Origin of the sequence: Planktothrix sp. (assembly GCF_046067725.1) — a bacterium.
Lineage (GTDB): Bacteria > Cyanobacteriota > Cyanobacteriia > Cyanobacteriales > Microcoleaceae > Planktothrix.
Map to the genome: position 1 here is coordinate 1 of NZ_JBJUDF010000223.1, position 13807 is coordinate 13807.

At 39.8% G+C, this 13807-nt stretch carries 12 protein-coding genes and 1 tRNA gene; 6 read left to right on the top strand and 7 right to left on the bottom strand.

Features of this window, described 5'->3' with window-relative positions; genetic code table 11:
* Positions 1-391 precede the first annotated feature (391 nt).
* From ACKPEB_RS13790 to ACKPEB_RS13800, 3 genes are all read left to right on the top strand, one after another.
* Positions 392-892, top strand: a complete 501-nt coding sequence (locus tag ACKPEB_RS13790; RefSeq protein WP_408965504.1) for a CGLD27 family protein — start codon at positions 392-394, stop codon at positions 890-892.
* A 30-nt stretch (positions 893-922) separates the two neighbouring features.
* Positions 923-1876, top strand: a complete 954-nt coding sequence (locus ACKPEB_RS13795) for an asparaginase (protein ID WP_408965505.1) — start codon at positions 923-925, stop codon at positions 1874-1876.
* Positions 1877-2025: 149 nt separating this feature from the next.
* A tRNA-Met gene (locus tag ACKPEB_RS13800) sits at positions 2026-2102 on the top strand.
* Positions 2103-2430: 328 nt separating this feature from the next.
* On the opposite strand, the gene treS is transcribed toward ACKPEB_RS13800, so the two are convergent.
* The 3 genes from treS to ACKPEB_RS13815 all read right to left on the bottom strand — a co-directional run bounded on the left by treS (position 2431) and on the right by ACKPEB_RS13815 (position 7233).
* Entirely contained in the window at positions 2431-5751 is a 3321-nt protein-coding gene (gene treS / locus ACKPEB_RS13805; RefSeq protein WP_408965507.1) for a maltose alpha-D-glucosyltransferase, read from the bottom strand.
* Between the two features lie 204 nt (positions 5752-5955).
* Positions 5956-6864, bottom strand: a complete 909-nt coding sequence (gene uvsE, locus ACKPEB_RS13810; protein WP_408965508.1) for a UV DNA damage repair endonuclease UvsE — start codon at positions 6862-6864, stop codon at positions 5956-5958.
* A 162-nt stretch (positions 6865-7026) separates the two neighbouring features.
* Positions 7027-7233 (bottom strand): hypothetical protein, encoded by a 207-nt coding sequence (locus ACKPEB_RS13815; RefSeq protein WP_408965509.1) that lies wholly within the window; start codon positions 7231-7233, stop codon positions 7027-7029.
* A 451-nt stretch (positions 7234-7684) separates the two neighbouring features.
* Between ACKPEB_RS13815 and ACKPEB_RS13820 the strand changes: the two genes are divergently transcribed.
* Entirely contained in the window at positions 7685-8302 is a 618-nt protein-coding gene (locus ACKPEB_RS13820) for a (2Fe-2S) ferredoxin domain-containing protein (protein WP_408965510.1), read from the top strand.
* 128 nt (positions 8303-8430) lie between these two features.
* Here ACKPEB_RS13820 and ACKPEB_RS13825 read toward each other — a convergent pair whose 3' ends face one another.
* The 4 genes from ACKPEB_RS13825 to ACKPEB_RS13840 all read right to left on the bottom strand — a co-directional run bounded on the left by ACKPEB_RS13825 (position 8431) and on the right by ACKPEB_RS13840 (position 11722).
* Positions 8431-9807 (bottom strand): cation:proton antiporter, encoded by a 1377-nt coding sequence (locus ACKPEB_RS13825; RefSeq protein WP_408965515.1) that lies wholly within the window; start codon positions 9805-9807, stop codon positions 8431-8433.
* A gap of 129 nt (positions 9808-9936) precedes the next feature.
* Positions 9937-10749, bottom strand: a complete 813-nt coding sequence (locus ACKPEB_RS13830; RefSeq protein WP_408965511.1) for a carbon-nitrogen hydrolase family protein — start codon at positions 10747-10749, stop codon at positions 9937-9939.
* Between the two features lie 178 nt (positions 10750-10927).
* On the bottom strand, positions 10928-11056 hold the full coding sequence (gene psaJ / locus ACKPEB_RS13835; RefSeq protein WP_072720591.1) for a photosystem I reaction center subunit IX: 129 nt from the start codon (positions 11054-11056) through the stop codon (positions 10928-10930).
* Between the two features lie 174 nt (positions 11057-11230).
* Positions 11231-11722, bottom strand: coding sequence for a Photosystem I reaction center subunit III (locus ACKPEB_RS13840; RefSeq protein ID WP_408965512.1), 492 nt, complete (start codon positions 11720-11722; stop codon positions 11231-11233).
* 237 nt (positions 11723-11959) lie between these two features.
* Between ACKPEB_RS13840 and tsaD the strand changes: the two genes are divergently transcribed.
* A complete protein-coding gene (gene tsaD, locus ACKPEB_RS13845) occupies positions 11960-13009 on the top strand; it encodes a tRNA (adenosine(37)-N6)-threonylcarbamoyltransferase complex transferase subunit TsaD (protein WP_408965513.1) in 1050 nt (349 codons plus the stop codon).
* Positions 13010-13276: 267 nt separating this feature from the next.
* Positions 13277-13807 (top strand): DUF1688 family protein (locus ACKPEB_RS13850; RefSeq protein ID WP_408965514.1); only part of this gene is annotated, 531 nt, incomplete at its 3' end.

Below are 13807 nucleotides of genomic sequence, written 5' to 3' on the forward strand. Positions count from 1 at the left end.
ACCAACCTCCCCCTCTTCCCCTCTTCCCCCCTTCTCCCCTTCTCCCTATTCCCCCCTGCTCCCCCTGCTCCCTTTGCTCTACCTCTCCAACAAATAAAGGGCAAATATAATGCCCCGAAACCCAAAGAATTCTACAGTTAAGTTTTGATTCCGCCCAAATTAGGAGATCAAGTCAATCATTTGCGTTCTTACCCATGATTTTGTTTAGGAGATGGCTAGAAGGTAGCATAAAAATTTAGATTGTCTTTATTTTTTATAATATTTTAAGATTTAATCGCAAGTGTCGGTCAAAATTCCTAGCCACCGGATCACGAGTGAACCGGATTCCATTCGTTATCATATTTGGATAAATCAAATCATTAGCCCATCTTAAAAAATCTCAACGTTTGATATGAGAGAGGTTACCGTGTCCGTCTGTCCAGTTCCCCCGGAACAACGTCCTGTCAATGAATATCAAGAACTCAAAGCATCTTGGTTTTTTAGCTGGGTCACGCTCAACTGGCCCCAGTATTTGAGAAAATTAATGTGGGTGTGGTTGATTAGCTGGGTGATTTTTTGTCCTGTAGCCGCTGCTAGTTTTACCCCTAGCAAATATCCTGGCCAATTAATTCTCAGTGCTGCCGCAGGAGCCAGTTTAATTTTAACCTTAGTCGTAATTCGGTTATCTTTAGGTTGGTACTATATTAGATCCCGTCTATTAAATCCTAGAATTTTTTATGAAGAATCAGGATGGTACGACGGCCAAACCTGGCTAAAAACTCCTGAATTTTTACTGCAAGATCAACTGATTCTCACCCACCAAGTACAACCCATTCTGACTCGATTAAGAAAAACTTATTACGGTTTAGCCGGATTATTGGCGGGAGGAGGACTGATCTGGATCTTGTTGTAAAGACTCACCTCACCTAATCCAATTTTAAATATGACACGGGGAAAACGAACACAAGCAAAAGAACTGGAAGTTAGACTCCTGCGGGAAGGACTGGTTGAGTCTACCCATCGGGTGCAAGCCACCGTCTGTGATCATCGCGGACGAGTGTTATCCGTTGCGGGAAATTCCGACACGGCAACTTTTATCCGTTCTGCTTTAAAACCCTTTCAAGCCTTAGCGGTAATCACCACAGGGACACTAGAACGATACGATTTAACCGATATTGATTTAGCAATTATTTGCAGTTCTCACCAAGGAACCATCGAACAAGCGCGACAAGCGTTTAATATTCTCTGGCGAGCGGATGTTGACCCGGTACAACTCCAGTGTCCCATTCCTGAAGGCAAAAATAGCCGTCTGCAACATGGTTGTTCTGGGAAACACGCCGGAATGTTAGCGGTTTGTCAACAATGTCATTGGCCATTAGAAAGCTATTTGCAACGGAAACATCCCGTACAACAACTGATTATTGGTAAAGTCGGAGAATTATTAGGATTACCCGCCGATGAATTTCTCGGTGCGAGGGATGACTGCGGCGCACCAACCTATTATCTGGAATTAGGCCAAATGGCAATTCTCTATGGTCAATTGACATCTGGGGATAATTTAGATCGAGAAAGAATTGTTCGCGCCATGACCCATCATCCCGAAATGGTCGCAGGAGAAGGACATTTTGACACAGAATTAATGCGCTTAACCGAAGGAGAACTCGTCAGTAAATCGGGAGCCGAAGGCGTACAATGTATCGGACGCATTGGCGAAGGCATGGGATTAGCAATTAAAGTCATGGATGGCTCAAGACGTGCTAAATACGCCACCGCAATTCATCTATTAAAACAAATGGGATGGATTACCCCCACCATCGCCGAAACCCTCGGTGAAAAATTCCTCACCCTCAGCGACTTCAAACGCTTAGACGTCATGGGGGAATTAGCCTTTCTGTAAGCGATCACAAACCATCCCCACTGCTCCCCGTGCCTCCCCTGCTCCCCGTGCCTCCCCTGCCTCCCCTGCCTCCCCTGCCAAAAAAATATTTTAAAAAAGGGGTTGTCAAATCCAGAAGGTTATGGTTATACTAGGAAAGGAACAAGCGACGCGGGGTAGAGCAGCCTGGTAGCTCGTCGGGCTCATAACCCGAAGGTCAGTGGTTCAAATCCGCTCCCCGCCACCAAATTCAATCAATAAAAATAAACCTCGTGTCCCTGAACGGATGCGAGGTTTATTTTCACAAATTTTTATCTTAAAAAAATCTGTTGCGTCCTGGGATTTTATCTGGACTCCCATTTTGTTAGGGTCGATTTTGATGGTTTTCTGTACCGTTATTTATAATAATTTAGTTCCAGGTCGAACCTATCCCCAAAATTGGCTATAACTAACAATAACGATCACAAGTGCTTCATCAACGGTCATGGGTTCAATTTCCTTAAAGTATCAGTTGTAGCAATCGGATTCGCTCCTTGCTCTAACAAAGTTTGGGGTGAGTTAGATTGAGATAAAAACTAACGAACAACTGAGACTAATCGTTTGAGAGACAGATCTAATAATTCGGGGCGATAATCTAAATGATAGCCTAATTGCTGAATGGCTTTTTCTAACAAATAGCAATCTAATAAAACCGTTAGTTCTTGTCTTCCTTGGGGTAAAAAACTATCTTGGGATGCTGTTTCTAAATAATGATTGAGGAAAACCGCACTCACCCAATTTGACCATAATTGACTCCATTGTTCCATTATGGGTAAATTTTCTGGGCGAATCATGCCATTTTGAACTTCTTCTCGTAAGGCAAAACGAGTAGCAAAATCAAAGGATTGTAACATTCCAGCGACATCTCGCAGAGGGGAACGTTTCATGCGTCGTTCACTTAAGGAACGATAGGATTCTCCTTCAAAATCAATGATAATAAAATCTTTCCCCGTATACAAAACATCCGCTAAGGAATAGTTTCCATGACATCGAGTTCTCAGGGCAGTGATTTTTAAATTTAATAAGCTTTGGAAGCGTCCTAAAATGTAATTTTGATCGCTTAAAATATGTTGAATGAGCGGTTTAAGTTCCCTCGGTAAAGTTTCTAATTGCTTTTTGAGTTTAAGTAAAACTTGCCCGGTTAAATTCCGAGAATATTGATAAATCGAGCGTTGGTAAAAGGTAGAAAAAGGTTCTGGGGCAAAATTAGGATTATCGGGATCACTTGCTAGAATAATATGGAATTCGGCGGTACGTTTTCCTAACAGTTCGGCTTGGGTTAGATAGGAACCTATCAAAAATAAAATTTTTTCAGGAATCGGTTTTTGATAAAGGTCGAAGAAAGAACGGGTTGAAGATAGAGTTTCTAGGTCGTGGCTGGGTTGCAAAATGACCCGATCAAAGTAATCTCTTAAGGTATCTAAGGTATAATTCCAAGCATTAATGGCATCGGGAATATAAGCTTGTAAAACCCCTAATGTAATCGATTCTCCTCGGTGACGACGATATTCTAATCCACCGATTAAAGGAGTTGTATATTCTAAATGTTGTTTTTGTTCTAAAAAGTGGCGAACTTCTAATTCTGGATTAATACCATCTTCAACGCGACGGAAGAGTTTAAATAAAAACCGATCTCCATAGACAACAAAGGAATTATCAAACTCTCCTTTTAACACATGGGGATCTAATCGTTGTTGTAAATCTTGGTATTTTAATGTTTCTGTTGTTGTTGCAACTAAATTCCCAAATTGACCGGAATAACGGTCTGAATTCATAATCATTTCTAAGGGTAAACGCAAGAAGTCAATGTCTTGACCGACTTCTAATAAAATTCCCTTTTCTGCATCTTGTTCTACGGTTGCTAAAATGAATTGTGGTTTTTCTAATTTAAAAGGTTCTGCTAAATTGTCACTGACATAAGCCAATGGTAATACATAGGTTTCAGGAAAGCCTTCTGTATATTCAACTTGTAATAAAATAATAATAGCTTGGCTATGTTGATAGGGAATGGGAATCGCTTCTATAATTTTAACAGATTGTAAAATTCGGGATTTCCCCATAAACCAATCACGGCGATAAAGATATTCGGGTAAAATTGATTCTAATCGAGTTCTTAAGGTGGGTTGGGTTAAAATTTCTTGCCAATTATTCTGAACTACAAAAATCGGTAATTGAGCTTGGCGTTTGGGAATCAACGCAATTTTTGGATCAAACTGAAGCATAAACCAGTAAAATCCATAGGGCGATAAACTCATAAAATAGGAAGAATCTGTAATTTTAGGAAATTCTGTCCGTCCAAAAATTTCAACGGGAGCCATTCCTTTAAAAGCAGATAAATCCAAGTTCACGGATTGAACAAATCGAGATAAATTAGCAACAATTAACAGATGTTTTCCTTGGTAAGTCCGAGTAAATACTAAGACTTTACGATTTTCAGAATGCAATAATTCAAAGGTACCCCGTCCAAAAGCTTGAAACCGTTTTCGCATGGCGAGTAACCGTTTTATCCAAGATAATAAGGAATTAGGATTACTACTTTGAGATTCTACATTAAGGGCTTCATAATTATATTCAGATTCAAAAATTAAGGGTAAATAAAGTTTTTGAGGATTGGCTCGACTAAATCCAGCGTTGCGATCTGGGCTCCATTGCATCGGGGTTCTAACACCGTTGCGATCGCCAATATAAATATTATCTCCCATGCCTATTTCATCCCCATAATATAATACAGGAGTTCCGGGTAAGGAGAGTAATAAACTATTCATTAATTCAATTTGGCGGCGATCATTTTCGAGTAAGGGAGCTAGGCGACGGCGAATTCCTAAATTAATTCTTGATTGCGGATCTTGAGCATAAACTTTATACATATAATCCCGATCTTCATCTGTCACCATTTCCAAGGTTAATTCATCATGATTCCTAAGAAATAATGCCCATTGACAGTTATCGGGAATCGCAGGAGTTTGATGTAAAATATCAATAATGGGGAAACAATCTTCCATCCGTAATGCCATAAATAATCGAGGCATTAACGGGAAATGAAAATTTAAGTGACATTCATTGCCTTCACCATAATAAGCCGCCGCATCCTCTGGCCATTGATTGGCTTCAGCTAATAAAATTCGGTTAGAATAGTTAGTATCTAAATAAGAACGTAATTGTTTCAAAAAATGATGAGTTTCCGGTAAATTTTCACAGTTTGTTCCTTCCCGTTCAAAAATATAAGGAATGGCATCGAGTCGCACTCCATCCACTCCCATTCCCATCCAAAAATCTAAAACCCCTAAAACGGCTTTAATCACTTCAGGATTATCATAATTCAAATCCGGTTGATGGGAATAAAACCGATGCCAATAATAAGCCTTTGCTACGCTATCCCAAGCCCAATTAGACGTTTCAAAATCTTTAAAAATAATTCGGACTTCAGGATATTGATCGGGGGTATCACTCCACACATAAAAATCCCGTTCTTTACTGCCTTTGGGTGATCTTCTGGCTCTTTGAAACCAAGGATGTTGATCGGAGGTATGATTAATCACTAATTCAATAATGACTCGAATTCCTCGTTCATGGGCAGCATCTAAAAAGCTTTTAAAATCTTCTAAATTCCCGTAAATCGGGTTAATATTCATATAGTCAGCAATATCATAGCCATCATCTCGTAATGGCGAGGGAAAAAAGGGAAGAATCCATAAAGCGGTTACGCCTAAATCGTGTAAATAATCTAATTTTTCCGTTAATCCAATAAAGTCTCCAATTCCATCCCCGTTACTATCAGCAAATGCTCGAACCGGAACTTCATAAATAATGGCATCTTTAAACCATAAGGGATCGTTAGAAAGTTGATTGTGTGGCATTTTCTTAAATTCGCAAATAGTTTAAGTTATTTTAATAGAATAAATGTATTCTGAGGTATCATTTTAAAATGAAATATAAGGGAAGTCATCAGTCTTTAGGGAGAACTTAAACAACTTATATAAATTCTTAGATTCTGTTTGAAGTTTTAAAAAACCTAAATCTTAATTAAAATTGGGTAAGAGTTTAATCTTTTCTATTTATCGCTATATTAAATCAAGCCAATTTTTACGAAGTTGAGCGATCGCTAATTCTTTTTGTTTGGCTTCTACTTCAATCCAAGGAACGGTTTTATAACAATCTGGCATTAAACTAATATAATCGCTATGTTTGGGATCAGCAAAAGATTTATCTCCATTAGAAATATGAACCAATTGCCATTCAGGAATTGTCCAAGTTTTTTGAGATTCTGCTAAAATGAAAGCAACACTGGGATGATCATAACTTTCCAACTGTTCATGAATCACATGATGATGAGCATCAAATACCATTGGAATTTGAGCAGCGTGGCACACTTCTAAAATCTCTTCAGAACTATAGGCATATTCATCATTTTCTAAGGTTAAACGCAGTCGAATTTCATCGGGTAAATCTCGAATGACTTGAATTAATCGTTCACTGCGATCGCCTTTTCCACCATGAATATTCATCAGCGACCAAGGCGATCGCGGTAATCCTAATAAATCTAAAATTTGAGCCTGGGTTTTCAAGATTTTAATACTATTTTCAATCACTTCTGGACGATCTGAACTTAAAACAACAAACTGATCAGGATGTAAAACCAAACGAATTCCCAACGAGTGTGCCTGTTTTCCAACTAACTCCAATTGTTGAGCTAATTCTAGTAAAATTGTCATTCCAATAGGTTCATCGGCGAAGGGAAATAAAGCCGAACTTAATCGATATAAATAGATCTTTTCCCGTACACAAAACTCAACCGCCTGATTTAAACGTTTGAGATTTTCTGTATACAGCGTTCTCAGGGTTTTTTCTTGTTCTGAAATCGTTAATTGTAATAATCGTTTTCGTGTTAACGCTCGAAATCTTACTTCTTGAGAAGCCGTAATACAAACTAATCCTAATTCAGGAACTTGGGTTAAATTTTGAGTGTTCATTCAGCCGTTATAGCACTACGCAAAAATTCGTCGTTTAATTCTAACCTATAAACTCAAGATTATGAACCGATATTTTAGAACTGACAAACACAAATAATTAACCCTCTCCCATCTCCCGCCATAGTTTCAGCTTGGCGGGAGATTCTTCATTGTATTTTGTCACTAGGATTGGCTGGCACGGGTTAACATCGCTTCATGAAGATGGTCATCATGCAGACGTTCTTGAACCAATAATTCCCGTGCTTGTTCTTGAGTTTGTTCAATAGCCTGTTCTTCTTCTACCACACGGTTTCGCATGGTTTCCTGTAAGTGTTCTTGGTGTTGGCGGTCTTGAGCCAAGAGTTCCCGTGCTTTGTCTTGCATCGTCATGGTTAGATTCTCCGAAGTCCTGTTTAATCTTTCTCTATCTAAAATTTTTACATATTTTTCCAAAACTGTATTATAAATAACAGAAATTTTTACAATTTTATTTTTATAGGTATTTGGGCTCATTTCAATTAAAAATCAACCTTCCCTATTGAGAATAGTTTGCATTTGAGTTATGCTGATCACTACCCGGTTCTGGAGAGCAAACATGGCTTAATCTTGAGGCTGTCTTCAGTTTATTACTGAAAATAGATTTCATTTGACTAAAACCTCTCTGAATTCACCCCATCCCAACCCCAGCATGATTGATCAACGGGTTGGAAAAGGTGTTTGACATTTCTAAATCCAGCAAAGCCTTTCCCAATTCCCAATTCCCTGTTCCCAATTCCCTGTTCCCTGTTCCCTCTTAAGAATATTTTGAAATTTTTGTTCACCTTATTTTTTCTATAAATTCATGTTTAAATCCCATAAAAATGATCCGGAATTTAACTTGGAAGGAACCATCCAAAATGTTTGGATCAAAAAAGGAAAACCTAAATTCATCAGCTTATTGACACCTTTAGGATTATTTTTAATTAAAGTGTCTAAAGAAGCTGTTTTGATTGGAATTTCAGCTTTAGCTCCCGGTTATGAAGTCAAAGTTACAGGTCAGAAAAAACAAGATTTGAAAACAGGAAAGATTAAATTAAAAGCTGATCGAGTTATTTCTATTTCCCCACCGATATCAACTCTAACATTATCTTTATATAAGCCTGTTCAATACAGTTATTCTGATACTGATAAAAAATGTAGTGTTCCCACTGCAAAAATCTTAATTTGTCAAAAATCTGATTGTCGAAAACGAGGAGGAGATGCGGTTTGTAAAGTATTACAACAAGAATTAGTACAACGGGGACTTGAAGAGCAAGTCACTATTGAAAAAACAGGTTGTCTGAAAAAATGTAAATCGGGGCCTAATCTAGTAATTTTACCGGATAAAACCCGTTATAGTAAAGTTGAACCAGAAGCCATTCCAGTATTGATTGAGCAACATCTAGCCGGAAACAGGGAGGAAAAATCAACAAGCGTCTAGCTTTCTGCATCAGTGATTCCACGATAACTCTATTTGAAATGAACACTCCCCCGTTAAGTTATGCACTCAATGGGGGAGTGTAAAATCAATTAATCTGACATCTACTGCGGTCAGATTTTTTCTGCTTCTTAAACCGTTTCTGATGACGGGGATGGAGTTTCAGTTTTAAACACAATTCGGAGTAATGGAGGTGCTAAGAATGTCGTGAGGATGACCATCAAAATAATCGCCACATCTAAAGCGGGAGATAATGCACCACTGGCGGAACCAACCGCGGCAAAAACTAACCCAACTTCTCCTCGTGGAATCATCCCAACACCAATTCCCAGACGATTCAGTTGATCTAAACCAAACACTCCCCAACCTGCGGTGATTTTGCCAACAATTGCCACCACAATTAAAAAGATAGCAATAATTAATCCTTCCCGATTTTGAGGAATTGCTGGGTTCAGAACACTTAAATCCGTTTTCGCTCCAACCGCGACAAAAAACACAGGAACAATGACATCCGCAATGGGTTTAATCAGTTCTTCTAATTCCTTCCCGGCTTCGGTTTCATCTAACACTAACCCGGCGGCAAATGCCCCTAGAATGGCTTCTAAATGAATTGCACCACCAATATAGGCTAAAATCAATGCCAAAATTAAGGCTGGAACCACAACTCGTCCCCGTGTTTTAAATTGTGAAGCGAGAGCCACAAAAGTTTTATTAAAAAACTTACCTAAAACAATTGCACCCACAATAAAAACACTGGCACTAATAATCAAATAAATGATATTAGCAATATCAATTTCGCCTGTTTTCGCTAAACTAGCGACAACCGCTAAAATTAGAATGCCTAAAACATCATCAATCACCGCCGCACCCAAGATAATTTGACCTTCTTGGGTAGACAAACAACCAATTTCTGATAAAACCCTGGAGGTAATCCCGATACTGGTAGCTGTCAATGCGGCACCTGCAAAAACTGCTGGAATTACAGGAACATGGAAAAGAAACATGAGTCCGAGTGTTCCTGCAATAAAGGGAACAACAACCCCCACACAAGCCACAATAAACGCTTGAATTCCCACAGCCAGCAGTTGTTCAACATTGGATTCTAAACCAATTTCAAACAACAGAATAATGACACCCAGTTCCGATAAAATCTCTAAAACTTCACTTTGAGATTTAAAGGTCGCTTCTGCTGCATCGGGGGTTAACCCGGCTGTTGCTTCCAGAATACTAATAACCAATGAGCGCGAACTATCGATACCGCCTTCTGGAAACACCACTAAATGTAGGGCAGAAATTCCAATCACTACCCCGCCCAGGAGTTCTCCCAAAACCGGAGGAAACCCTAACCAGTTGGCAAATTCTCCACCCGCTTTACTGGCTACAAAAATCGCCACTAAACTGAGTAGAACCCCCAGTAATACCATCGTTATGTCTGCTTCAACAGGAGGGCAAGCTTCTGTCACTGTTCCCAAAACGGGTAAAAATCCCAATCCGAACTTTGAGAACATAGAGCCTAACGGGAAAACATCTGTAACTAGATCCACTGTTAACTCCATCTAAGTCACCTCAATTACTTTAGCCGAAACAGACACATAAGAATAGTGCTACATCAAGAGTTAACCCTCAACTGTTAACGATTAACTAAAGACCCGATGCTTGAGGCTGGGCATTTGGCGACGGACTTGTTCGAGGCGAACCGGATTAATTTCTGCGATCGCAACGCCAGGTTGATCTCCGGCATCGGCGAGAACAGCCCCCCAAGGATCAACAATCATCGCATGACCATGAGTATTGCGACGGCCATAATGACATCCAGTTTGAGCCGGTGCGATCACATAACAAGTATTTTCAATGGCTCTGGCTTTGAGGAGAACTTCCCAGTGATCCTTTCCGGTGTAGGCTGTGAAAGCGGCTGGGACAAATAAAATTTCTGCTCCCTTTTGGGATAAGTGGCGATACAGTTCTGGAAATCGCACATCATAACACACCGATAATCCTAAATTTCCCAACTCTGGGGAATTATAAACCGGAGGTAAAACATTTCCAGCCATCACAGTATTCGATTCCCGATAAGTATTGCCATCGGGTAAATTAACATCAAACAGATGAACTTTTTGATAACGGGTTAATTCTTGACCATTAGCATCAATCAGGACTGCTGTATTGTAGACTTTGCCATCGGTAGCTGGAACTGGAAAACCTCCGGCTAGAAGCGTAATTTGAAACCGTTGGGTAATCCTTTTGAGGAATTTTTCTGTCGTTTCGGCAATAGTTTCAGCTTGTGCTAGTTTCTCGGCTTCTTCACCCATGAAGGGAAAATTTTCAGGTAAGCAAACTAACTCGGCTCCCTGACGAACGGCTAAATCAATTAGTTCTTCTGCCTCTGCTAGATTTTTGTCTAACCAAGGCGTACTGGTCATTTGAATAGCTGCTGCAAGATAAGATTTCATTGAAAAATATGTATCGACAATTTAAAGAGCAGGGGGAGCAGGGGAGGCAGGGGGAGAAAAGGAGCGGGGGGAGAAGAGAAGATCATTGATCCTTAATACTCCGCACTCCGCACCTCACACTCCGCACTATAGACCCGAAACCTGAAACCCGAAACCCGAAACCCAAAACCCGATTAAATTAGGGCATGGGGTGGAACAGTAAATCGGGGAAAAAGCGATTAAATTCGATTAAAATTCCCGCAGTGACTGCCATCCAAGCGGCGGCTAAAACAGGTGCTGTTGAAAGATATTTCAGGAAATACTGCATGAGTTTTTTCTCCTAATTTTGGAAGGGTGTCAAAAACAATTAATCAGTTAAAAGAGTGCAGAATTTACAAAGATTATTGAACATAAACAAATATTGTTTATGAATCGATTAGAAAAATTTTAGGTGAGGAATTAAACCTAAATTTCTCCTAATCTTTGTTTAACCATTCTGCCATTAACGAGGTGAAATGGTAATTTCGTTATCTTTAGCGAACATTTCACCCGTTGTCATTTCTTTCAACGCTGCTAACGGCCACAGGAAGCCACTGAGCATAGAGGTCAGGGCTACAGGAACATCGATGATAATTTCTTTTTCTGTGGGACTATCGCTCTTTTTAGCATATTGTAAATAAGCACGACCGACCCAACCAATCCATCCTGCGATATACAGGAACAGAATGCTGGGAATTACGAAGTCTCCTGCATGAGCTAGGCTTCCATCAGCGATTAAATGGGGTAAGCCATCTTCTTTGCCACACAGTTCTTGAGAATAGCGTTCAAAGCGTGCTTTCACTTGTGCTGGGTTAGCCGCAGAAGATAAAGCGGTTTTGGCCCGTTGTTGAAATACGGCAGATTCAGAACAAGGAACGAGATTATAAGCTGAAGCTGCGGGAACAACGCTCATCCACAAGCCCAGGGCTAGAATAGCAGCCAACAATCGACGCATAGAAGTGTTTCCTTTTGTTACAAAACAATCCGTTTTTTATCTTTATCGTCTAGGGGGGTTGCAAAAAACATCCCCTTGACTTAGGAAGACAAAGCGTTTGTTATCCCTCATAGCGAGGTGAAAACCCACGCAGAAGAATGGCGACTATTAGGTTCAGTTGTTCACTGTACCCAAAAAAATCTGTAATGATTAAGCTACTAGATAGAGCTTCAATCATTTCATAAAATTTATCAGTCAATGGCAACAGTTTTAGCAATTGAAACAAGTTGTGACGAAACCGGGGTCGCAATTGTAAAGAATCGTAAAGTTTTGAGTAATGTTGTGGCATCTCAAATTGCCATTCATCATCAATATGGGGGGGTTGTTCCTGAAGTTGCCTCGCGCCATCATTTAGAAATGGTTAATTCTGTTCTTGACCAAGCTTTAGAAACCGCAGGGTTAGACTGGTCAGCTATTGATGGCGTTGCTGCGACCTGCGCCCCTGGACTGGTGGGGGCTTTGTTAACGGGAATTACGGCGGCTAAAACTTTAGCTTTGGTACAGAATAAACCGTTTTTGGGCATTCATCACCTAGAAGGACATATCTACGCCAGCTATTTAACTGAACCCAGTCTCCAACCGCCCTTTTTATGTTTGTTAGTATCGGGAGGTCATACCAGTTTAATTCATGTTAAAAACTGTGGGGTTTATCACACTTTAGGACACACCGTTGATGATGCGGCGGGGGAAGCCTTTGATAAAGTTGCTCGCTTATTAAATTTAGGCTATCCAGGGGGGCCCATTATTGACCAATTAGCAGCCCAAGGAAACCCGAATGCGTTTACTTTACCCGAAGGCAAAATTTCTCTTCCGAATGGGGGTTATCATCCTTATCATTCCAGTTTTAGTGGGTTAAAAACGGCGGTGTTACGATTAGTAGAAACGTTAAAACAGCAGGACAATCAACCGTTACCTGTTGCTGATATTGCAGCAAGTTTTCAAGAAACGGTTGCTAAAAGTTTAACAAAACGTGCGATCGCTTGTGCGTTAGATTTTGGATTACATACGATTGCGGTTGGCGGCGGTGTCGCGGCCAATAGTGGGTTAAGAAATCGTCTCCAAGAAGCGGCTAAACTTCACAATTTGCGGGTTTTATTTCCGCCTTTAAAATATTGTACCGATAACGCCGCGATGATTGCTTGTGCTGCCTCAGACCATCTGAATCAAGGTCATTTTTCCCCTTTAACTTTAGGAGTTCAGTCCCGAATGTCGTTAGAGGAGGTTATGCAGTTATATAATAAGCCATAATTCCTAGAAACCCGGTTTCTGTCAAAACTTTTGTTATTAATAGAAAGATTCGTTAAGAAACCGGGGTTTCTGACCTCAACCCCCGACCTAGAAACCCGGTTTCTGTCAAAACTTTTGTTATTAATAGAAAGATTCGTTAAGAAACCGGGGTTTCTGACCTCAACCCCCGACCTAGAAACCGGGTTTCTGCCCAAGCTTTTGTTATTAGCAAAAAGAACAGTTAAGAAACCCGGTTTCTGATGATTACCTAATTATTATATAGATTAGATGAAAAATTCAGAAAATTCTCAAAAAAATGCGATCGCTTATTTTCGTTCTCCTCAAACTATTCGAGAACGGTGTAATTTTATCTTTGATTTGGCTTTGTCAAATCAACTACAGCATTTTTATTATCATCCAGAACAATTAGAATTTGTCGCTAACTTTGTTTTTAATAATATTACCCAAAATTATCCTGATCTGAATGTTCCTTTCCATTCTCGGTGGCGACATTTTGAAGTGGGGAATATTCCTCGAATTCAAAGTTTACAAGAGGTGTTAAATTCTTTATCCCTTTTAGAACGAACCCAAGCCAAACTTGATTTAGCGATTATTAGTGTTTTATTAGATGCCGGTGCAGGAGAAAAATGGCAATATCAAGAACCTGAAACCCAGTTAATTTGGCGACGTTCTGAAGGGTTAGCAATTGCTAGTTATCAAATGTTCTGTCAAGGTTTATTTTCCAGTGATCCTCAATATCCCTTTCAAGTAGATGCTGTTGGATTAATGAATTTAACAGCATCTCAATTAATCCAAGGA

Coding starts and splice junctions, on each gene's coding strand:
- ACKPEB_RS13790 (WP_408965504.1), top strand. CDS start 392: ATGAGAGAGGTTACCGTGTCCGTCTGTCCAGTTCCCCCGGAACAACGT.
- ACKPEB_RS13795 (WP_408965505.1), top strand. CDS start 923: ATGACACGGGGAAAACGAACACAAGCAAAAGAACTGGAAGTTAGACTC.
- treS (WP_408965507.1), bottom strand. CDS start 5,751: ATGCCACACAATCAACTTTCTAACGATCCCTTATGGTTTAAAGATGCC.
- uvsE (WP_408965508.1), bottom strand. CDS start 6,864: ATGAACACTCAAAATTTAACCCAAGTTCCTGAATTAGGATTAGTTTGT.
- ACKPEB_RS13815 (WP_408965509.1), bottom strand. CDS start 7,233: ATGACGATGCAAGACAAAGCACGGGAACTCTTGGCTCAAGACCGCCAA.
- ACKPEB_RS13820 (WP_408965510.1), top strand. CDS start 7,685: ATGTTTAAATCCCATAAAAATGATCCGGAATTTAACTTGGAAGGAACC.
- ACKPEB_RS13825 (WP_408965515.1), bottom strand. CDS start 9,807: ATGTTCTCAAAGTTCGGATTGGGATTTTTACCCGTTTTGGGAACAGTG.
- ACKPEB_RS13830 (WP_408965511.1), bottom strand. CDS start 10,749: ATGAAATCTTATCTTGCAGCAGCTATTCAAATGACCAGTACGCCTTGG.
- psaJ (WP_072720591.1), bottom strand. CDS start 11,056: ATGCAGTATTTCCTGAAATATCTTTCAACAGCACCTGTTTTAGCCGCC.
- ACKPEB_RS13840 (WP_408965512.1), bottom strand. CDS start 11,722: ATGCGTCGATTGTTGGCTGCTATTCTAGCCCTGGGCTTGTGGATGAGC.
- tsaD (WP_408965513.1), top strand. CDS start 11,960: ATGGCAACAGTTTTAGCAATTGAAACAAGTTGTGACGAAACCGGGGTC.